Annotated in this window: 22 protein-coding genes; 16 read left to right on the forward strand and 6 right to left on the reverse strand. The window is 55.8% G+C overall.

Going from position 1 to position 19,471, the window contains the following annotated elements:
• Nucleotides 1–248 (forward strand): integrase core domain-containing protein (locus CKW18_RS24770; RefSeq protein ID WP_141233150.1); only part of this gene is annotated, 248 nt, incomplete at its 5' end.
• 85 nt (nt 249–333) lie between these two features.
• On the opposite strand, the gene CKW18_RS24775 is transcribed toward CKW18_RS24770, so the two are convergent.
• Nucleotides 334–594 (reverse strand): hypothetical protein, encoded by a 261-nt coding sequence (locus CKW18_RS24775; protein ID WP_177435551.1) that lies wholly within the window; start codon nt 592–594, stop codon nt 334–336.
• On the opposite strand from CKW18_RS24775, the gene CKW18_RS24780 reads away from it, so the two are divergent.
• Both CKW18_RS24780 and CKW18_RS24785 read left to right on the forward strand, forming a co-directional pair.
• Complete coding sequence (locus CKW18_RS24780) at nt 575–1,045, forward strand: phage virion morphogenesis protein (RefSeq protein WP_095191194.1); 471 nt, start codon at nt 575–577, stop codon at nt 1,043–1,045. The two genes, CKW18_RS24775 and CKW18_RS24780, sit on opposite strands and share 20 nt — an antisense overlap.
• Nucleotides 1,046–1,121: 76 nt before the next feature.
• Nucleotides 1,122–2,138 carry a hypothetical protein gene (locus tag CKW18_RS24785; RefSeq protein ID WP_095191195.1) on the forward strand — a complete coding sequence of 339 codons (1,017 nt, stop codon included), beginning with the start codon at nt 1,122–1,124 and terminating at the stop codon, nt 2,136–2,138.
• 45 nt (nt 2,139–2,183) lie between these two features.
• Here the strand turns inward: CKW18_RS24785 and CKW18_RS24790 are convergent, their stop codons facing one another.
• Nucleotides 2,184–3,197, reverse strand: coding sequence for a hypothetical protein (locus tag CKW18_RS24790; protein ID WP_095191196.1), 1,014 nt, complete (start codon nt 3,195–3,197; stop codon nt 2,184–2,186).
• Nucleotides 3,198–3,402: 205 nt separating this feature from the next.
• Here CKW18_RS24790 and CKW18_RS24795 point away from each other — a divergent pair, with 205 nt between their 5' ends.
• From CKW18_RS24795 to CKW18_RS24825, 7 genes are all read left to right on the forward strand, one after another.
• On the forward strand, nt 3,403–4,599 hold the full coding sequence (locus CKW18_RS24795; RefSeq protein WP_095191197.1) for an S-type pyocin domain-containing protein: 1,197 nt from the start codon (nt 3,403–3,405) through the stop codon (nt 4,597–4,599).
• 18 nt (nt 4,600–4,617) lie between these two features.
• The gene (locus CKW18_RS24800; protein WP_095191198.1) at nt 4,618–4,956 is read left to right on the forward strand and encodes a DUF6572 domain-containing protein; all 339 of its coding nucleotides are present in this window, start codon (nt 4,618–4,620) and stop codon (nt 4,954–4,956) included.
• Nucleotides 4,957–5,034: 78 nt separating this feature from the next.
• Nucleotides 5,035–5,391, forward strand: coding sequence for a DUF6572 domain-containing protein (locus CKW18_RS24805; protein WP_095191199.1), 357 nt, complete (start codon nt 5,035–5,037; stop codon nt 5,389–5,391).
• A gap of 68 nt (nt 5,392–5,459) precedes the next feature.
• Complete coding sequence (locus tag CKW18_RS24810) at nt 5,460–6,359, forward strand: hypothetical protein (protein ID WP_095191200.1); 900 nt, start codon at nt 5,460–5,462, stop codon at nt 6,357–6,359.
• Nucleotides 6,360–6,716: 357 nt separating this feature from the next.
• Nucleotides 6,717–7,703, forward strand: a complete 987-nt coding sequence (locus CKW18_RS24815) for a hypothetical protein (RefSeq protein WP_095191201.1) — start codon at nt 6,717–6,719, stop codon at nt 7,701–7,703.
• A gap of 280 nt (nt 7,704–7,983) precedes the next feature.
• Nucleotides 7,984–8,955, forward strand: a complete 972-nt coding sequence (locus CKW18_RS24820) for an AraC family transcriptional regulator (protein WP_095191202.1) — start codon at nt 7,984–7,986, stop codon at nt 8,953–8,955.
• A 108-nt stretch (nt 8,956–9,063) separates the two neighbouring features.
• Nucleotides 9,064–10,647 (forward strand): EAL domain-containing protein, encoded by a 1,584-nt coding sequence (locus CKW18_RS24825; RefSeq protein WP_095191203.1) that lies wholly within the window; start codon nt 9,064–9,066, stop codon nt 10,645–10,647.
• 12 nt (nt 10,648–10,659) lie between these two features.
• Here CKW18_RS24825 and CKW18_RS24830 read toward each other — a convergent pair whose 3' ends face one another.
• Entirely contained in the window at nt 10,660–12,579 is a 1,920-nt protein-coding gene (locus CKW18_RS24830; RefSeq protein ID WP_095191204.1) for a tyrosine-protein phosphatase, read from the reverse strand.
• Between the two features lie 237 nt (nt 12,580–12,816).
• On the opposite strand from CKW18_RS24830, the gene CKW18_RS24835 reads away from it, so the two are divergent.
• Complete coding sequence (locus CKW18_RS24835; protein ID WP_095191205.1) at nt 12,817–13,293, forward strand: hypothetical protein; 477 nt, start codon at nt 12,817–12,819, stop codon at nt 13,291–13,293.
• A gap of 1 nt (nt 13,294) precedes the next feature.
• A complete protein-coding gene (locus tag CKW18_RS24840) occupies nt 13,295–13,870 on the forward strand; it encodes a hypothetical protein (protein ID WP_310868351.1) in 576 nt (191 codons plus the stop codon).
• Nucleotides 13,871–13,889: 19 nt separating this feature from the next.
• Here CKW18_RS24840 and CKW18_RS24845 read toward each other — a convergent pair whose 3' ends face one another.
• On the reverse strand, nt 13,890–14,129 hold the full coding sequence (locus tag CKW18_RS24845; protein ID WP_095191207.1) for a hypothetical protein: 240 nt from the start codon (nt 14,127–14,129) through the stop codon (nt 13,890–13,892).
• Between the two features lie 171 nt (nt 14,130–14,300).
• Here CKW18_RS24845 and CKW18_RS24850 point away from each other — a divergent pair, with 171 nt between their 5' ends.
• Together CKW18_RS24850 and CKW18_RS24855 are read left to right on the forward strand one after the other, a co-directional pair.
• Nucleotides 14,301–14,741, forward strand: coding sequence for a TspO/MBR family protein (locus CKW18_RS24850; protein WP_095191208.1), 441 nt, complete (start codon nt 14,301–14,303; stop codon nt 14,739–14,741).
• On the forward strand, nt 14,741–15,727 hold the full coding sequence (locus CKW18_RS24855) for an alpha/beta hydrolase fold domain-containing protein (RefSeq protein WP_095191209.1): 987 nt from the start codon (nt 14,741–14,743) through the stop codon (nt 15,725–15,727). The genes CKW18_RS24850 and CKW18_RS24855 overlap by 1 nt, the downstream gene beginning before the upstream one ends.
• 94 nt (nt 15,728–15,821) lie before the next feature.
• On the opposite strand, the gene CKW18_RS24860 is transcribed toward CKW18_RS24855, so the two are convergent.
• Nucleotides 15,822–16,046, reverse strand: a complete 225-nt coding sequence (locus CKW18_RS24860; RefSeq protein WP_095191210.1) for a hypothetical protein — start codon at nt 16,044–16,046, stop codon at nt 15,822–15,824.
• Between the two features lie 418 nt (nt 16,047–16,464).
• Here CKW18_RS24860 and CKW18_RS24865 point away from each other — a divergent pair, with 418 nt between their 5' ends.
• A complete protein-coding gene (locus CKW18_RS24865; protein ID WP_095191211.1) occupies nt 16,465–18,009 on the forward strand; it encodes a class I SAM-dependent methyltransferase in 1,545 nt (514 codons plus the stop codon).
• A gap of 160 nt (nt 18,010–18,169) precedes the next feature.
• Complete coding sequence (gene msrA / locus CKW18_RS24870; RefSeq protein WP_095191212.1) at nt 18,170–18,676, forward strand: peptide-methionine (S)-S-oxide reductase MsrA; 507 nt, start codon at nt 18,170–18,172, stop codon at nt 18,674–18,676.
• Between the two features lie 65 nt (nt 18,677–18,741).
• Here the strand turns inward: msrA and CKW18_RS24875 are convergent, their stop codons facing one another.
• Nucleotides 18,742–19,365 (reverse strand): hypothetical protein, encoded by a 624-nt coding sequence (locus CKW18_RS24875; RefSeq protein WP_095191213.1) that lies wholly within the window; start codon nt 19,363–19,365, stop codon nt 18,742–18,744.
• Nucleotides 19,366–19,471 lie beyond the last annotated feature (106 nt).

A 19,471-nucleotide genomic window follows, 5' to 3' on the forward strand; every position in this document is an offset into this window, starting at 1 on the left:
TTGCTCGGCAGATCGGCTTGCAGCCGGTGACCACACCAGTGCGTAGCCCGCAGAGTAATGGCATGGCCGAGAGCTTCGTGAAGACGATCAAGCGTGACTACGTGGCGCACATGCCCAAGCCGGATCGAGAAACGGCGTTGCGTAACCTGGCAATTGCCTTCGAACATTACAACGAGCAGCATCCGCACAGCGCCTTGAACTACCGTTCACCGAGGGAGTTCAGGCGCTTGGCAGTGGCATCAATTTAACAGGGAGTTGGTGTCCGGTTTTGTAGGGGCAAGTCCACTCAACGGCTCCCGCCTCAAATCACCGCTCCGATAAAGAGAGTCCAAATCACACCCCCTTAACCACATCAGCAGTCACCTTAGGCACCCCCAACTGAACCGCCAAATTCATCGCCGCAATCACCAGATTCCCGATCGCCAACGCATACAACAGCGAAACAGTCGAATCCCTCCCACCCTGGCGAGACGCCTGAGACAACCGCGTGGCAATCGCCTCAACAGCCCCCTGATCGACCACATCCCCCAGCGCCTTACCCACCCGATCAAACCGAAAGGTCAAAAATTCCCCCATGCTCACCATCGAACTCAAACACCAACGCCTACAACAAACCCTCAACCAAATCGAAGACGCCATCGGCGACCTAAAACCCCTGATGCAATCCATCGCAGCAGAACTCGCCAGCCAAACCGAAGAAAATTTCGAACACGAAGGCCGCCCCGAATGGCCAGAACTCTCCGACGTCACCACTGAGAAACGCGCGAAACACGGCCACTGCCCGGGGCAGATGTTGCAGGTGAGTGCTGGTGGGTTGGCGGCGTCGATAACTACCCACGCGACCGAAAACTCGGCCGTGGTCGGCAGCAATAAACCGTATGCGGCATTGATGCAATTTGGTGGAGAGCAGGCAGATTTTCCGCAACTTTGGGGTGATACTCCTGCTCGGCCATACTTGCCTCTAAATGCGAAAAGCAAGCTAAAACCACATGCTGAACGTGCTATCTCGATGCTTTTACTGGATCATTTGCACGGCGCTTTTTAATAACTGCGCCGCAACTCCCAATGGAAAGAAATAGCAATAGCCAGTAGAATAAGCACAAATGAAATGAGAGCAAACAATGTTCGTAATAGATTCGTTAGATATTGTAGTAAACTATGGGTTTATTCTGGCACTTATCCTTATGATAGTAGGAATCTTCGTTGTTCTCTACGTGTGGATCTCCGAAAGGGCTAAAACCAAAGACCAAGATCTCTCGCATAGACTCGAACAATGGTGGCATATAATACTGCTCCGCTCTTGCAATATATGGATAATTAGAGTGCTACTAATATCAGTCGCATTGTGCGGAACCCTTATAGGGGTTTTTCTGCTTACCGACCTTATAAGCGCAGCAACAGGAAATGGACTCGATTTCAGGTTGATCCCGTATCACAATTACCTTCCTGGCTCATCAGGATTGGCTTTTGTTGTGTTTGGGGTTTTCATTCAACTTCTGTTGGGGAATAAAGGAATAGCTATCCCAATAGGAAATGGTTTGTCGGTGAGCTATGACAAGGGGGCAGTGCTCGCTTTTCACTTGGATAGTAAAAACCCTGATATCCGCTTGCAGGAATCGAATATTAAGGCAGCAATTAACATCCTCAGAGCCAAGGGTCACAATCATGAGATTAGAATAAAGAGTTGGCTGTGTGTAAAAAGGCTGCCTATCGACAACGCTGAGGTCATTAAAATCAGGGGGCTATTCCAAGAATGCTCTAGTTTCAACGTGTTAATGTCGAGGAAAATCCCACACGCATGGCCGACTATTTCATCATGGAAGTGGTGGAATCATAGGGCCTTAAAAGGCGTGACCTTCATAGCCGCGAAAGTTGCGAATACACTGTCAACTATAATTTATACTTGCATCAGGGCACGGAAAATCCGAAAAGCAATTAATCGTCTACCTGAGACCAGAATTAGTCTCTCCACTAGGAAGATGATAGAAACTATTCAGTTGGAAACAGGAGAAGCTGTAACTCCTATCGACGTAGCGCCAGTTACTCTCACTATGTTTATGAATTTAGGCATAAAGTTACCTCACATCGGCGACAAGTTCATGGGGCTGGACGGCGGATTCACGATACGTCCTAGATAGCATATAAGCCCATGCAGTTCATGGGCTTAACCAACGCAATTGTATTTAGACCTCTGACTTCAGTCGCTTGAGGTAATCTAATCTTGATTCAAGAAGAATTTTCTGAATTTTTGCATCAAGATGACGATACCCATTTGCAGAAATGCACCCTACGCGTACATAATGCAGGTTGAATTCTTTGTCGATATAGTCGCTGAATGATTCATCTGACTCAAGAATACTTGCTCGGAGTCTTATCACCGCTTCATCATCCAAGTCCCATTCAACCACCCATTTTTTTATTAGCCCCTCCCATTCATTCTTAATTTTATCATAAAGCACCCCAGCACTCTGTAGCGCCTGAATAGAACTCCCGAAAGCTTCACGCGAGGCGCCAGGATGAAGTTTTTGTTCGACTATTTCGTACATTGAATTAGCAAACAACATCGCGCTTTCAAACCAATGTATCAACTGCTCATAGCTCACCAGCCTAAAGTTCGCTTCGTGTGCGGCTATGTGCCGTGCTGAGAAAATATCTCTGATATCACAGATTAGTTTATCAGCATCTACAACCATTAAATCGCCATATTCTGGCTTGCAATTGTCTAAATCCCCCATAATTGAGTCTTCTGGAGGCTCTACAAACTCCCTTATTGTCGCAAGACAGTTCTTCAAATCCTTTTGCCCACCATCACCTTCAAATAATACCCCGAAATGCTTTAATATTTGATCTATGCCGCTTATACTAACGTTATGGCTTACCAGATCTCCAAATGTTATTTCTTTGCGACTCAAAGCTTTCGTTAATTCAAAGTCAAAGGTTAAGTCCCTGAAACCTCTGGCTTTTTCGAGATAAGGACTGTCTTCCTCGTCTATAAGTATTTTTATACAAGCCCTGGCAAGTGCTTCTATACATGAAGCGATAGCGACAACGTGTAACGATATTTGATACGGTTCTGGAGAACTTAGCGCCGTGAATCCACTGTGTAGAGTTGCTAGCTCTCCTAGCCCCGCGTACACCCAATTAGAGGCTCGAGATTTTTTTTCAACAATAAAATCTAATTGATTTTTCTTAGACATGGTTCCTTCCAGCTTAGTAGGTCGGGCTCAAGGCAGCAGCGCAAGAGAGCTACTGCCATATCAAACTCCGGCTCCAGCAGAAGGCTGGAGCTATCAGAATGAAACAATCGACCCTGAGAAGTCAAAGTGCCACCCATTGCCTCTCCAAATTTTGAATGGCAACCTGCCGCCTCGTTCAAAAAGGACCAGAACAAGGAACCAAGGATTGAGCGGCTACGTCCCTAACCCACCCAAGGGTTACCGCAACAGCAGCGTCGAACCTGTCGACGTACACGCCCAGCACTGGGCGCAATACAAAGACCTCCCACCAGCGCCAGACACAAAACCCGAGCCCTTGGGCTGCGTCTTCGCCAAAAGCTGCAACCTGCCCGACGGTGAAATCAACCACACCCACCCGACAGGATTCGTCCCTGTAGAGAAACTGACGGACTACGGTTTGTGGGCAGTGCTGGCCACCGGGGCAGCCATCACCGCCGAAGGCACATCTCTTCAACTAGTCGGCGGCTCCACAACCGGCAGCGCCATCGCTCAACGATTGGGTGGCTCGCTTTCGCTAGGGTTGCTTGAGAGTGCAGGTACATTGGCAGCAGGCGCCGCCGTCGGCACTGTCGCGCTACTGATGCCAAACACCAACCTCGCACCCGACAGCGCCTTCTACAAAACCGACCAATACGCCACGCTCGAAACCGGCCGCACGCGCGTCCGCGTCAACGTGAAGACCTTGCCTGACGGCTCCGTCAACGCCTACGGCTTCTACACTGGCGGCAAAAAGGACTGGGAAAATGTCCCCGTCATTAGGGCAGACAAAGACGGCGAAAAATTCGTCGCCGACATAGGCAACGGCATAGGGCTTACCTGGACGCCCGCACCAAGCCCAGACGGAGTACTGGGTATCCCAGCACTCGAAGGCGCGCCCCAGTTACCACCCGTATGGGTATACCCGCCGACAACACAGTCAGACACGCTTCTGGCCAACCCAGCACATCCACCCGAGTTCCAGGACGCAATCATCTGGTTCCCCGATGACGCAGGCCCTGAACCCATCTACATCGTGCTCAGCACGCAGCTAGAGAAAAACAAAGCAGCGGGTGCCGCCTTCGAGGAAGAGGCTTACAGCGGCTTTTCCGATGAAATGGAAGAGTCCGGCCAACAAGTCACCATAAAAACAGAGAGCGGCACCCGAACACGCCTCGATATGATAGGCAGAGATGCAAACGGCGACATCGCATGCGTCGAATGCAAAGCTTCTGACACGGCACCACTGACCCGCAATCAAAAGCGGGCATTCCCGGAAATCGAACAGAGCGGTGGGCGCATCATGGGCAAGGGCAAACCCGGCTTCCCTGGCGGCACCCAAATCCCACCCACCCGAGTAGAAATCTTGCGGCCGCCGCAAAAATAACGGAACCAAGGAACTCAAATGTCCGTAACAGACGCCAAAACCATAGACATGTGGGGCATCCCAAAATGGGACAACACCAAGATCATCCTGGGCATCGCTGACCATCTGGCATGGGGCGACAAGGCAGAGCAAGGTCAACACCTGCTGGTGCTACAAGAGAAAATCAACAACTACATCGCCTTCATCGAAAGCGGTGAGATCTACACCGAGATACCCGGCGCACTCGGCAAATCGCCCATCATCCGGGTTCAAGGCAAGTACGAGTTGCCTGAGCAAGGCGAGTTGTTCATCGATCGCGTTGCCGAGACACTGAAAGACGTTGGTATTGGATTTGAGTTCGTACTCAAAGCGGATTGAGAAATCGCGATCACTGACAGGGCCGCATTCCAAAACATCCAGCCCTCGCACACTGATGGCCCCTCTGAGGGAGCAGACATGTCCATCACCGAAAGCAAAGTCATCGACATCATCGCAGTACCCGAGGGGGAGCCCGACAACTTCGTACTGGTCATCACCGATCACCTTGAATGGGGTGACAAAGCCCAACAGGGCGAGCACCTGTTGTTGCTTCAAGAGAAGATCAACACCTACATCGCCTTTATTGAGGGCGGCGAATTGCTGGAAACCTATCCACCCGCCAAAGGCAAAAATCCGAAAATTCGTATCAATGGTCTGTACGAACTCCCCGAGCAAGGTGAGTCCTTCATTGATCGTGTGACCGAGGTGGTGAAGGGAGTTGGTGTAGGATTTGAGTTCGTACTCAAAGCGAGCGAAACTATCCGTAACATTTGATCAATTCGTTAGCCACTACCGACTTGCATAAAGGCAGGTTGCTCACGTCTCACCCTTTAAGGACAAACATGGACCACTACCAAGGAGCTGTTCTTTACGTTGATATTCTCGGTATCAGCGACCTGACAAAAAAGAAGGCAAAGCTAACTCCGGTGGACTATGAGGCTTGGGGAATTAAGAAGCCGTCAGAGCAAAACGAGCATTTTTTTTGTGCCAAATTGCTGGTGTCGTTTCGGGCTTGCTTAAAGGAAATCAAAAAGAAGCACCAAGGTATTCAGCTTACGCAGCTATCTGATTGCGCATTTATATGGTCTAGGAAACCAAGTGCCGTAGCGCTAGCAGCTCAGGACCTAATGTGGGCCTTGGTAAGAAAGGGCATTCTTTGTCGGGGTGGCATTGCCTTTGGTGACGTCATTGAGCCGGTCAAGGTCGCAACATCTCTTGGACAATTCGTGCTCGGTGAAGCGGTATCAAAGGCAGTCGAATATGAGGGGAAAGGAAAAGGTTGCCGCTTGTTCACTGAACCGGAACTGGTGCTCACCCTGACTGGCAAGGGACCACACTGCGATCGAGTGGATGTTGAAACCTTTGTAGGGCTAGTAAATCCGTTGAACGGCGAAACAGTCGATGAGTTTCGTTGGTATCTTCAAAATCTCCCAGGCAGTTCTGCACTGGACGATCAGACCAAGCTCTTAGGGCTACTTGAGCTGATGTCAGCACTGAAGCATTCCCCACGGTTTAATTGGAACGAGACCTCCGAGCCAGGAAAACTACAGCTGGCCTGCAGCATTGCGAGCTTGTCTAAATCAACCCACAAGCTCTCTTCTTCCAAGGATTATATCTTCAGCGTGGAGCACCTAATGGCTACTCCAATAATGCGGTCCGAAGCTCTGCAAACAAAGGTCTTTAAAATCTGGAGTGATGAAGCCGCGAAAATGTTTGCACGCAAGAACCGTCAGCGATCATAGAACTTTGGCCCAATTTGAATACGTTGATAAGGCATTGCCGGTCAATGGGCTCCTCTTAAATCCATTGAGCGCACATAACCAAAAACGCTCACCAGCGGCCGCATAGCCTTTGTCAGCCAAACAATAGCGACACACCGGATATCCTGCTATCGCAGCAGGTAAAGCTTTTATAAACCGATCAAGCGGGTTCTTAGCCTCGTCCTCTCCACACGTACGTCGATCAGGTGCGTTTACTCAAGACCAGGCTAAGGTCGCCGACACAATGAGGTATTAAAGAGGTCCTGCCACACCGGCAAGGATCGTTTACTTTTGGATGCCCGATAAACGCGCTATCCGGCCAACAAGGAGCGTTACCCAGTGCTAGATCTCATCTACATCATCGAAGAACAGACCGCATCCGAGCTAGCGCGAGCACGTAACACCAGCTACTCGCCCAACTTCACGATGCCAGGACGTGAAGGCGCAAGCCAGCAGGCGGCGGGCAGTTCGATTGAACCTTCTGCTCTTGCCTCCGGCGCGATGTTGCTGGCCAACCCTTTTATTCCAGGCTCTTTGATCGTGTCGGCAGCGCTCCGCGTTCCAGGGTTGCTGTCCTCACTGACCAAGGATCGAACTGAAGAAAGCGCAGAGTCAACACAGGCCAAACTGGCAGAAGCACAGATGCTGGCCGCCTATGTCAACGAGCACTCGTTATCCCGTAATCAAGCTAGAACAGAAGGCTACCGCTTTCAGCCGGGCCACCCGGTGGTGGGCAAAACTTATCGAAAACATCCACTGAATGACTATCAGGACGATGATAACGGCCATCTCTACATCCCTAGCGACAGCTACGACGCCATATTGCTAGAAGAGCGAGAGTCGGAGCTCATCAAACTACTGGTTCATCTGGGCGCAACCAAAATCAGCATCACCAAAAAAGCGACAGAAAGAACGCGCAGTGCCTTCAGTGCAGGAGTATCAGTTCAAGCCGGGGCATTAGGGGGCGGCGATATCAACTGCAAAAGCGATACCGACCGCGACATCGACAAGCTGAATACGCGGGAGTTTTCCTTGAGCGGTCGCCCTTGGCGAACAGACAGCAAAATCGACTCAGGGAAATTTTTCTGGCTCTCTTACGAACCCTCCTGGAAGGCAGTCGTATTTGCTCGCGAGGAAGGCGGCTGCCTAACCGCATCCTTGGAAATAAAAGAAAGCACGTCATTTTCGACGGACAAAAATTTGGAACTGTCCGTCAAAGTTAAACTGGCAGAAGGCGGCGCTCAGGTCGGAATGTCAGAAGCGGCCAACGAAGAAAAGACCTACTTCGTCAGAGCAGAGTTCGCCCCAATACAGCCCAACGTTTGATAGCGGCATCGAGGAAACGCCGTCGTCTTTTTGGTTGGCATACATGCACCTCTGCAGCATGTTATGCCCGAACACAAAATTTATGACACTCCCAGACCGTAGGGTTCTCTGCGAATTCTGCTCAGCAGATACTGCTTTTGCACTTGGGCAATGGCTAAATGCGACCTTACAAGAATCCCCCCTCTCCCGTCACAGCCCTGTCACACCCAACGGCTACCCTCACACCGCCCAAACGCATGCCCCATCCCCAAAGCCCCCAAAACCCAAGGAACCACCGAAAGTGTTCCCAACCCCACCCCGCCAAAAAATCATCCTCCGCTCCGAAAACCTCCACTGCGAAGACTTCGGCGCGCTCTTCTCCAAACTCTTCGGCAACCGCTATTCCGACACCCCGCCCCCACCGCCCAACATCATCATCGGCGGCGTCTACGGTCGGCACGAAGGCGTCAGTTTTCGTCGCATGCATTACCGCGGTGATTTCAGCGTGACCTTCCCTGATCCGCTGGACGAAATCACTTTCGTCATTCCCACTGCCGGCAAGATCGTCTTCAGCCACACCTGCGAATCCGTCGGCATGTCGCACATCGGTTTGGCCATCGACAAGGCTGACATCCGCTCGATGCACTTTCTCGACAACCACGCGCAGCACGGGATGTCGATTGGTCGGGGGCAGCTCACCGAGCGGTTGTCGGCGCTGTTGGGTAGGCCGATTGTGCACAAGATTGTGTTTGAGCCCATGGTGGATCTGAACTCGGCGGCGTTTCAGGGGATCAAGGCGTTGATCGATCTGGCGACGGGGACGGAGTTTGATGTGTTGATCAACAGCGGCACGCTTATGCCGTCGCGTTTGCGGGAGATGTTGATTGATGCGGTGCTGGAGGCCTGGCCACACAATTTCACTGAGGCGTTGCGGGGGCCGGCGCCGAGGGTTGCGCCGCGGCATGTGAAGTTGGCGGTGGAGTTTATTCAGGCGCATCCGGAGCAGCTGGTGAGTGGTGTGGAGCTGGCGCGGTTGAGTAATGTCAGTCAGCGGGCGTTGCAGGAGGGGTTTCGGCGGTTTGTAGGGACGTCGATTGTGGCGTATCAGCGTCAGGTGCGCTTGGAGCGGGCGTATGAGGCCTTGGCGCAGCGGCATTCGGGGTCGGTGACGGAGGTGGCGTTGCGGTTTGGCTTTAGTAATGTCGGGCGGTTTTGTCAGTATTTTCAGAGTGCCTTTGGAGTGAGTCCTGCGCAGTTGCGCTCGCGGTGTTGAGTGTTGATCTGCGACAACTTTTTTGGTGGGCGGCGGGGGTAATCTGTATTGGCTGAAAAAACAGCCGTGCAGCCGCACGTCACGGGCCGTGGGCCAAGGTGGCGTCAAATGAACAAAAAACGCATTGTCTGGGGGAGCATTCTCCTGGGCCTTCCGTGTGTCTTGCTTCCCATACTTTTGATGGGCTACGTCGCCTGGGTGTTGAACCTGGCGGCGGCGCAGCAACGTCTGGAATCGCTGGCCGTCGTGGCCTCGAATCTCGCCAACAATACATTCCATGAAGCAGCCGGCGTGCTGAAGAGTATCGCCGCGTCTGAACTCGCCCCTTGCACCCCGCAGAGCATCGACGAGATGCGTCTGCTGACCATCAACACGTTCTCGGTGAAGTCGATCGGCTACGTCGAGGAAGAGGTTTATGCCTGCGGTTCGTGGGGGGCAGTGGGCCATCGGGTGACGCCGTGGAAGGAAGATTTCACCACCGCTGATGGCGTGCGCGTGTCGCTCGGTGTGCAGGCGCGGATTGTGCCGACCAAACCGATGATGGCGCTGCAATACGCGGCGTTCAACGTGCTGGTCGACCCTGAACAGTTTTTGCAAGTGATGGTCGAGGATGATGTACATCTGATGGTCGGCACGGCGGCCGGGCAACTGGTCGGGGTGTCGCGGCCGGGGGCAGAGCGCTTCATGAGTCGTGTGCATTTGGGCCCAGCCACGGCGCTGGAGGATGGCTATCTCTATACGCTGGTGCACAGCGGTGACTGGGTGGCGATTGCCGCCGTGTCGCGTCACGAGTTGCTGCAAGGACTGCTGCGCAGGGAGATGCTGTTATTGCCGATTGGCGGGCTGATCGCGGGCATGCTGGTGTTGATGCTCGTCAGGCGGACACGGCAACGCCTGTCACCATTGGCCGAGCTTGAGCTGGCGGTGCGCAATCGCGAGTTCATCGTGCACTATCAACCGATCATTGATTTGCACGATGGCGCCTGCGTCGGCGCAGAGGCTCTGGTGCGCTGGCAGCATCCGGACGGCAGCCTGGTGCCACCGGACAGGTTTATTCCGTTGGCGGAACAAAGTGGTTTGATTCAGCCGATCACCGATCAGCTCATCGATCAGGTGCTGGAGGATCTGGGGCCGTTGCTAGTGCAGCAGCGCGATCTGCATGTGGCGATTAACCTGGCGGCGGCAGACGTCAGCAGCGGGCGTTTTCTGCCCCGGCTGCAAGCGGCGATAAGCAAGGCCGATGTGTGGCCGAGCCAGATCTGGCTGGAGGCGACCGAGCGGGGTTTTCTGCAGATTGATGCGGCGCGGCAGACGGTTAATCGGGCGCGCGAGTTGGGTTTTATGGCGGCCATCGACGATTTCGGCACAGGGTTTTCCAGCCTGCAACATCTGCAACAGTTGCCACTGGATGTGCTGAAGATCGACAAGTCGTTTGTCGACAGCATCGACGTCGATCCGACGGCCTCCTCGGTGACGGCGCACATTATCGAAATGGCCAAGAGTCTGCGCTTGAAACTGGTGGCCGAGGGCATCGAGTCCCAGGCCCAGCTTGAGTATCTGCGCAGCCGTGGCGTGCACTTCGGGCAAGGTTGGCTGTTTGCCAGACCGATGCCCGTCGCGCAATTCCAGGGGTTCTTGCACAAGCATTCAAATGCGCCAGCGCCGATTGGACAAGTGCTTGAATGCCTGTGAAAGCGGCGCGTTTCAGAACTGATAGCTGGCCTTGAGACTGCCGGCGAAACCGTGGCTGTCCCCGCCTCCGCTAGCGCCCACTTCAGCGCCGAGGCTGACGGGGCCTAGGTTGGCCATGAGGTTGACGCCGCCGCTGAACTGATCGCGGTTGTCGAAAGCGGCGCGTTGTTCAATCCCGAGACCCAGCAAATGAGCGTCGCTGTCGACCTGATAATCACCCAGCACATGCTCATAACCCACGCGCGCACCGGGCACCAATTGCCAGTTGCCCATGGCGATCGGTGCGAAGGACACGTCGAGATTGGCCGCAGCGCTGCGGCGGGTTTGCTTGCTGTCGTCAACGTCCAGCGAGAGTTCGCTGCCCTTTTCCTGGAAGCCTTTGAGATCGAGATGGCTGACGCGCACACCAAGGCTCGGTTCTAGAATCACGCCGCTGACCGGCATTCGATAACCCAGCGCCAACGTCGCGCCGGTGAGGTTGCCGTGGGTGTCGCCCTTCGCCGTACCGAGGCCACCGCCGAGGTCGCGTTTGCTGTCGTAGTCGACATAACCGGCGCTGGCGTTGGCGTCGACGAACAGGCCGCGCTCCAGGCTGGTGAAGCCGTAGCGGGCGCCGATGTTGAAGAAGGTGAAATCGGTATCCGCCTCGCCACCTGCCCCGCCCACTGAGCCTTTGCTGTAGCCGAAACCACCACGGGCGCTGAGTTGTTCGGTGAAGCGCTGGGTGATGCCGACCATGAGGCCCTGGCTGTGTTCGTTGCTGCTGTCGGCGTGGGCTGAGCCGTCAGTGCCCAGGTAGCCGGCGAGCGCGGTGGTCCATAAACGGTATTGGCCGACCTTGAGGTCGGTACCGCTGGCGAACGGTGCGGCGGCTTGTTCGATCATTGCGTTCTGGCGCAGCAGGTAGCTGGCGGCGTCGGCGTGAACCTGGCCGCCGACGGTGGATTCGACGCCGCCGAGGGTGCCGGCGTCGATGGCCGATTGCAGGTAGTAATTGTAGGCGCTGTAGGTGCCGGACAGGTTGCTGTTCTGTAGCTGTCGCAGCAATTCGGCGCCAGCGGCGGCGTTACCGATCAAACCGGCTTGCCCCGGTAAACTGTTGTACTCGACCAGTTTGCCGCGCAAGACGTAGATGGTTTCCTGCGACAGGCCGAGACCTTGTTTGAGGTAGTTGTCCATGCTGCCGTACTGCGCGGTGACCTCATCGAGGCCGGCCTGCAAGTAGCTGGCTTGCACGCCGAGCAGTGGCGCATAGATGCTCGCCATACTGGCCGGCATGGCTTTCAACGTGGCGGCGACGCGGGCGGCGGTGTAGTCGTTGGTGGCCAGGTAGTTGGCCATGATGGTCGCGTTATCGAGGCCGGCGATGCTTTGCAACACGGCGGCGGTCCAGCCGGTGCGGTCCTTGCCAGCGGTGCAGTGGAATAACTGGGCGGCATCAACGCTGGCCAGCTCGTTGAACAGCTTGCCGAACTGACCGCGCATGCCGGCATCGCTGACGAAAGCGCGGTTGGTCTGCTCCATCATGGCGATGGCGTCGGCGGCGCTTTTGAACGAGACCGTAGTGATGTTTGCGCCGGAAGTGGTGCTGCCGATGATGTCGATGTTTTCGTAGGTCGCGCCGGTGAGCATCGTGTCCGGCGTGGCGGCGATTTCGCTAGGCGTGCGCAAGTCGTAAATCGCTTTGATGCCGAGGCTGTTGAGGGTCGCCAGATCTGCTGCCGACGGGGTCAGCGCGTTGGAGCGGTAGAACACGCCGCTGCGCATCGTGCCGTCGTGGGCCGTGGAGTACGCAGTGGTGATGCCCGCGATGTCGCGCAAGTTATCGATGCTTTGCAGGCGTGGCGTATCCAGCGGGACGGACTCGGCAGCGTGGGCAGCGGCGATGGACAGGCTCAGGACGGACAGCGAACACAGAAGACGTTGGAACACAGTGCAGCCTCATGGAGTAAGCGTTGGGCTGGTGACTATGTGTAATGAAGTGATACGGAATATGACAGATTGCGTTCGAGTGAAAATGCCTGCGCGATTGGGCCGTGGGGTGCGTTTTCTGTCCGTAGGGCTGATTGAAAAACCCTTCGGCAGTCATTTGTTGCGCGGGTGCATTCTCAAGTGAAATTGATCCAGTCCATAATCGCCCCCCAACTCGACTGACACAGGATGTGAACAATGGATACCCCTCAATGGCTCGGCTTGTTCGAACGAGCCTTTCGCGGCATGGAAAAGAATCTGGAGCAAGTGCTGCAACTCAACAGTTGCCGCGAACACTGGATTCAGGCCGAAATCAGTCTTCGCGCCTGGTTTGAGGATGAAGTGGAAATCTGGACAGAACTGCCCATCGGCGACCGCCGCAAAGCCGATCTATACGCCGTGGATGGCAGTGGCGTACCCACCATGATCGCTGAAATCAAATGTCTGGGTGATGTGTCGCAAGCCAAGTGCCTGGAAGGTGATTGGTCAGTGCGAGCCGATGTCGACCGGCTGCGCTCGTTCGAGTGCCCGACCCGGCTGTTTGTGTTGGTGATTGCCAAAGGTGAGCGCGAGACCAATACCGGACGCCGCCTGCGTGAAGATGAATGGGTGGACGGCCGGACATGCGTCAGTGTGGATCTGCAATTCGCGTTGGTGCGGATGTGGGCCCTGTGAGTTGAGCGAAGCGCTTTCGCGCTTCAAACGCAGCGTCTCCCTGCGCGTGATTGTCATTGCGCTGGGCTACCCTTCTCGGCATCCCCGCACGCGCGCAAGGGACCTGCTTCAACGACACGTTCTCGAAAGGTCCGCGAACATGACAAAACCCTCAAAGCAAATCTACGCAGCCCTGTTGTTCTGCATCGCCTCATGGAGCGGGTTGTGGGTCGCTTCCCAATGGTGGGAAAAAGCGCTGGCGAAGCCTTCCGGCGAAGCCCATATCAGTCCCCACGGCTGCTACCGTGTTCAGCAGTTCACGCCTTTTTGGGTACTGCCGGCCTTTTTTCACCCTCGCGCTCACCCGGACGATTCGGTCCCTCTCGCCTGGTTTCCCCATTGGGAGATACCGGCCTTTTTTCGCTTGTACGACCATCGCAACGGCCAACTGCTGGGCGAAAGTGGCATCTACGATCTGGTGCACGATGGTGGACCTCTGAGCTGGGGCTTCAGTGGCGTGCCGAGTGTGTCAGCCAGCATGATCGAGATCGGCCCCAATGCGCCCGACTGCATTGGCGATGAGCCCGGCAGACATTGATCAGAAGAGGTTGCGGTGGTTAATTCTTGATTGGCGGCGCTACCTGAATTTGCGTAATCCCTAGCCGCGCAGCCTGCTCCAAAATCTCCTGCGGTGTGGAATCCGCCGTAGGCATGACCAGGCCGTTTTCGGCATCACCCAGATGCAGTTCCAGAAGATGCATCGCCGCCTCGTGTTCGGCCAGTTGCGGCTGTTTGAGCTCGAATGCATGACTGCGCGGCTCGCCGTTGAATCGGTACTCGATGTGGTAGGTGTGCATGGTGTCATCCGCTTATGAAGTGAGAAGCCACTGAATATCCTGACGCGCCAGTCACTTTTTTAGTTCAACTACGTGATGAGCAGAGAAATATCAGTTCATTCCAAACTTTTAGCGTCACCGGGCGTCCTCTTCTTACACTTCCCAACAGCTGAGCACAGCTAAGGACTGGCGATGACCTTCTTCATTTTTCTTCTGGCCTGCGCGGCTGCCGCAACCACGGGCGTCATGTTCAAACCGGGCGAATGGTATGCGTCGTTGGCCAAACCGGGCTTCACCCCACCCAACTGGGCATTCCCGGTGGCCTGGACAGTGATTTATCTGCTGCTGGCCTGGGCCGGTTACCGCTTGAGCCTGATCCCCGGCAGTCAGACCGTGTTGGCGTTGTGGGCCGCGCAAATTGCGCTGAATACGCTGTGGACGCCGGTGTTCTTCGGCGCGCATCAGGTTCTCGCCGCCATGATCATCCTCACACTGCTGTGGCTGGTGGTCGCGGCGATGGTCGTGCTGGCGGTGCAGCTTGATCTGATCACCGGCCTGATTCTGTTTCCCTATCTGGCGTGGCTGTGTGTGGCCGCCGCGTTGAACTTTTCGATTTTGGTCAAGAACCGCTGATGACCCAATTCACCGGCAAAGCGCCGTGGCCAGAGGGCGAGCGCGAGTTGGCGCAAGTGCGCGCCTTCAACAGGAAACTCGCCTGGTTACCGCGCTTCAAAATCCGCAATCGCGTGCTGCCACGGATGATTCAGGCGCTGCTTCGAGTCAGTCAAATCGGTGGCGCGAGCAAGTTGCTCAAAGCTGGGGTCGCGGCTGAACGAAGGGTGATTGATAGCGGCGTGGCCGTTCGAATCATCCGGCCCAAAGGTCGAGCCAAAGGCGTCGTGCTGGACTTCCATGGCGGCGGCTGGGTGATCGGCAATGCGCAGATGAATGACAACTTCAACATCGCCATCGTCAATACTTGCGACGTGACGGTGGTCTCGGTGGATTATCGGCTGGCGGTATCGACACCCATTGAGGGGGTGATGGAGGACTGCGTTGCGGCCGCTCGCTGGGTATTGGCCGACGAAGCGTTTGCCGATCTGCCGGTGATCGTCATCGGCGAATCCGCCGGGGCACATCTGGCGGCGGCAACGTTGCTGGCACTCAAACCTTCGCCCGATCTGCTGCAACGGGTCAGCGGCGCGCTGTTGTATTACGGCGTCTACGATTTGACCGGAACGCCGAGCGTGCGCGCTGCACCCCCGCAAACCCTGGTGCTGGACGGCCCCGGCATGGTCACCGCGTTGCGCATGCTCACGCCGGGCTTGAATGACGAACAGCGCCGGCAGCCACCGTTGTCACCGCTGTATGGCGACTTCAGTGATTTCCCGCCGGCGCTGATGTTTGCCGGGGAGCTTGATCCGCTGCGCGATGACACCCTCGACATCGCCAAGCGCTGGGTGCAATCGGCGCCTGTCGAGGTGTATCTGCTGCCCTCCTCCCCGCACGGTTTTATCCATTTTCCGACATCCATTGCTCAAAGCGTGCTGGCTTACAGTCGTGAATGGATTTCGGCGCGGGTCGATGGGCAAGCGCCCGTCACTCGTTCAAGTCCTTGATCAGGGTAATCAAGAGGTTGTTTCCCTATTCGTGGCAAAAAAACCCGGCCGATGAGGCCGGGCTTTCGCCGATTACTGCGGTCAACCGCTGCATTCAAGCGGTACGGCGTTCGAGCAGACGGTCGGCACCACCTTCGGCGACCAGATTACCTTTAAGTCGATCCGAACCGTCGGCGGCAACAGCATCGCTAAAGAGTGGGTCGGTTTGGGTCGCAGCAGCCACTGCATCGCTGAACAGGGGATCAGTTTGAGTCGCTGCGGCAACTGCGTTCAGTGCGAAAAGTGAGAATGCGATACCGAGGATGGTTTGGCGTTTCATGATGACGTGCTCCGTGTGCAGTGGGTTGGTCTGGAGCTGATCTTACGCCGCTGTTTCGATATGAGAATCTAATTGAGTTAATGGTTGTTATTGATTCAGTCAATGATGGCGCTGAACATTTGGCCATCGCCCGGCTGCCGAGGCCTTTGGCTGACCAGCACCCCAGAGCCCTGCCCGCCCTTCACTAAACCTTTCTTCGCTTTGGCCGCTATAGAGGCACTCCCTGAACCTTAGTGAAATTTCAGACACACGTCTGACTTCACCCCTGATTCTGTTGAAGCTGACCGCCATACCGGCGTCCACTGCTTCTTGAGTGAGGAGCAGTCCGCGACAAATATCCTTACAAGTTTTTCTTCTTGTCGCGCGTAAGGACTACCCCTTATAAGAGCCACTTTTCTACACATTGAAGGATGCATGCATGAGCGCCAACTGGAACGAAGGGTACTTCACCGATGAGGGCTACACCTTCGGGTATAGCCGGGAGATCAACCCGGTTTTCCAGCGCTATTGTTTGTTGTTGCGTGGTTTTGCCACGCTGGAGAGCAGCAACGGCTATCACTGCGAACTGGGCTTTGGCCAAGGTGTCTCGATCAACATCCACGCCGCAGCCAACCCGGGCGCCTACGTCGGCACGGACTTTCATCCAGGCCAGGCGGCTAACGCCAATGCATTGGCGACTTCCTGGAACAGCTCGGCACAGCTGTACGACGACAGTTTCGAGCAACTGCTGGCGCGTAATGATCTGCCGCAGTTCGATAGCATCAGCCTGCATGGTATCTGGACGTGGGTCAGCCGCGACAACCAGAAACTGATCGTCGAATTCGCCCGTCGTCATCTCAAACCCGGCGGCCTGTTGTATGTCAGCTACAACTGCTTCCCGGGTTGGTCGCCTTCGGCACCCTTGCGCAATCTGTTCAGCCTGCACGACCGCTTCGCCACCCAGACCAGCGCCAGCCCTGAAAAACGCATCGATTCAGCGCTGCAATTCTCCGAAGCGTTGCTGGCGGCCAATCCCAATTACGCTGCCGCCGCACCGAATCTGGATGCCAGGTTGCAGAGCATCAAAGGCCAGAATCGCCAATACGTCGCTCATGAATACTTCAACCGTAACTGGGACTGCATGTATTTCACCGACGTGGTTGACGCCTTCGCCGCCGCCAAGCTCGACTACGCTACAACCGCCGTGCCGCTGGACGCAGTTGACCCGCTCAACCTGAGCGCGCAAGGCATGGATTTCCTGGAAAGCATCGAACACCCGATCATGCGTGAGCAGGCGCGCGACTACTTCGTCAATCAACATTTCCGCCGCGACTTGTATGTGCGCGGCGCCAACCGACTTTGCGCGTCAGAACACCGCGAAAGTCTGATGAAAACCCGCTTTGTCCTGATGCAAGGGGTAGAAAGCATTCCGGGCACCGTCAAAGGTCCGGCAGGCGAAGCTACGTTGCAGGATGAAGTGTACGGCCCGGTACTGGATGCGTTGGCCAGCAATGGCTGCGAAGCAAAAACCTTGCGTCAGCTGTCCGCCTCGATCCCTGCGATGGCTTATGACGACTTGTTGCAGGCCATCACCGTGTTGGTGGGCATGGGCTGTGCAGCGCCGTGCCAAAGCGAAGCGGCGGAAAAACTGGTACACGAGCGCTGCAGCACACTCAATCTGCAACTGTGCAAACGTGCGCTATTCAACAACCAGATTCAGGTGCTGGCCAGCCCGGTCACCGGGGGAGGCGTACCGGTCAGCCGCTTCCAGCAACTGTTCCTGATATCGATCAAACAGGGCAACAAGCACCCGGCCGAATGGGCACAACTGGCCTGGGGCATCATCAGCCAGCAAGGTGAGGTTCTCGTCGGTGATAACGGACCGCTGTTGACCGCAGAAGAAAACCTTGCCGCGTTGACGGAACAGGCGCAGGCGTTTGCCGAACAGTCGCTGGTTATTCTCAACGCGTTGAAAGTCATCTGATTACGTAATCCGAAGCGGACGAGCAAGCCTGGGGTTTTCAGGTTTGCCACTGCCTCAGGCTAGAAAGCCGCGCAGATATATTTGCGCGGCCCAGCCTTGGAATTGCTCAACACGCCCTCATTACCATGGCTATACCCAAGGCCATGAGGAAGGACTGACCATGAGCGCACAAACCGAAACTGCCATTCTCGCCGGCGGCTGCTTCTGGGGCATGCAGGACTTGCTGCGACGCTACCCCGGTGTGCTGCAAACTCGCGTCGGCTACACCGGCGGCGATGTGCCGAACGCCACTTACCGCAACCATGGCAACCACGCCGAAGCGATCGAAATCGTCTTCGATCCGGCGGTGATCAGCTATCGGCAGATCCTCGAATTCTTCTTCCAGATACACGACCCCAGCACACCCAACCGTCAGGGCAACGACCTCGGCCCCAGCTATCGCTCGGCGATCTATTACCTCAGCGAACAGCAACGCGACATCGCCGAAGACACCGCCGCCGACGTCGACGCATCAAAACTGTGGCCGGGCCGAGTGGTCACCGAAATCGACCCGGCCGGGCCGTTCTGGGAAGCGGAGCCGGAGCATCAGGATTACCTCGAGCGCATTCCGAATGGCTATACCTGCCACTTCATCCGCCCGAACTGGAAACTGCCGAAACGTGCCTGAGGTCACACCTCGCAAGCGGCCCGAATAACCGCCAGCTTGCGACGCTGTGAGCCGATCCGGTCACATCACTTTTTAACCGGTGCATCCCAGCATTCAGGTTTTACCGCGCACACGTTGTACTGACGATCCATCAACGCCATGCGATTGAGATGGGCGTCAGTGGCAGCGCTCGCCGATTGCTCGCTGGTGAGCATGTAGCGCAGGGTTCTGTCGCTCAGGCGGGCATTCCATTGGCGCCGACTCCCCTCCTCCAGCGCTTTGGGCGACGTGGCCATGGCTTGCAACGTGCCGTCATCGACCCGGTTCAGTTCGTCGCGGTACGTCGCGATGTACTCGGCGCGTGCCGCGTCATGTTGGTGATTGAGATCGTACTGAAGCGCTTCCAGATTCTGTTTGTAGAGCGCCCAGTAACCGTCAGGCAAGGCCCCACCGTCCTTCTTGCGCAGCGCAGCAACCCGCCCGTCGTTATCGGTCTTGGAAAGTACCGGCTTTAGCGACGAGACCACGACCCGGTCGTTGTTGATGATCTGGTCAATCAACGCCATGCGCGCACGGGTCTGCGGCAGGCTCTGCCCCAGCGGCTCCAGGTGGATGGGCTCGGCTGGTTTGACGGCGACAGGCGGGGTCGCACAACCGGCAAGCAGTGCGGCTGAGAAGAGGATGAGCGAGAGAGGATGGCGCACCAACATGGGCTCTCCATGAGCAGGGATGGTCAAGGGAGCGGAGATTATCAGCAAGCGATGGCATTGTGATACCACCTCAGAGAGATGCATCAGCAGCAGCCCGTCTCGACGT

Origin of the sequence: Pseudomonas sp. Irchel 3E19 (assembly GCF_900187585.1) — a bacterium.
Lineage (GTDB): Bacteria > Pseudomonadota > Gammaproteobacteria > Pseudomonadales > Pseudomonadaceae > Aquipseudomonas > Aquipseudomonas baetica.

Coding starts and splice junctions, on each gene's coding strand:
- CKW18_RS24845 (WP_095191207.1), bottom strand. CDS start 14,129: ATGCACACCTACCACATCGAGTACCGATTCAACGGCGAGCCGCGCAGT.
- msrA (WP_095191212.1), top strand. CDS start 18,170: ATGAGCGCACAAACCGAAACTGCCATTCTCGCCGGCGGCTGCTTCTGG.
- CKW18_RS24780 (WP_095191194.1), top strand. CDS start 575: ATGCTCACCATCGAACTCAAACACCAACGCCTACAACAAACCCTCAAC.
- CKW18_RS24785 (WP_095191195.1), top strand. CDS start 1,122: ATGTTCGTAATAGATTCGTTAGATATTGTAGTAAACTATGGGTTTATT.
- CKW18_RS24810 (WP_095191200.1), top strand. CDS start 5,460: ATGGACCACTACCAAGGAGCTGTTCTTTACGTTGATATTCTCGGTATC.
- CKW18_RS24860 (WP_095191210.1), bottom strand. CDS start 16,046: ATGAAACGCCAAACCATCCTCGGTATCGCATTCTCACTTTTCGCACTG.
- CKW18_RS24875 (WP_095191213.1), bottom strand. CDS start 19,365: ATGTTGGTGCGCCATCCTCTCTCGCTCATCCTCTTCTCAGCCGCACTG.
- CKW18_RS24850 (WP_095191208.1), top strand. CDS start 14,301: ATGACCTTCTTCATTTTTCTTCTGGCCTGCGCGGCTGCCGCAACCACG.
- CKW18_RS24855 (WP_095191209.1), top strand. CDS start 14,741: ATGACCCAATTCACCGGCAAAGCGCCGTGGCCAGAGGGCGAGCGCGAG.
- CKW18_RS24835 (WP_095191205.1), top strand. CDS start 12,817: ATGGATACCCCTCAATGGCTCGGCTTGTTCGAACGAGCCTTTCGCGGC.
- CKW18_RS24790 (WP_095191196.1), bottom strand. CDS start 3,197: ATGTCTAAGAAAAATCAATTAGATTTTATTGTTGAAAAAAAATCTCGA.
- CKW18_RS24805 (WP_095191199.1), top strand. CDS start 5,035: ATGTCCATCACCGAAAGCAAAGTCATCGACATCATCGCAGTACCCGAG.
- CKW18_RS24865 (WP_095191211.1), top strand. CDS start 16,465: ATGAGCGCCAACTGGAACGAAGGGTACTTCACCGATGAGGGCTACACC.
- CKW18_RS24825 (WP_095191203.1), top strand. CDS start 9,064: ATGAACAAAAAACGCATTGTCTGGGGGAGCATTCTCCTGGGCCTTCCG.
- CKW18_RS24800 (WP_095191198.1), top strand. CDS start 4,618: ATGTCCGTAACAGACGCCAAAACCATAGACATGTGGGGCATCCCAAAA.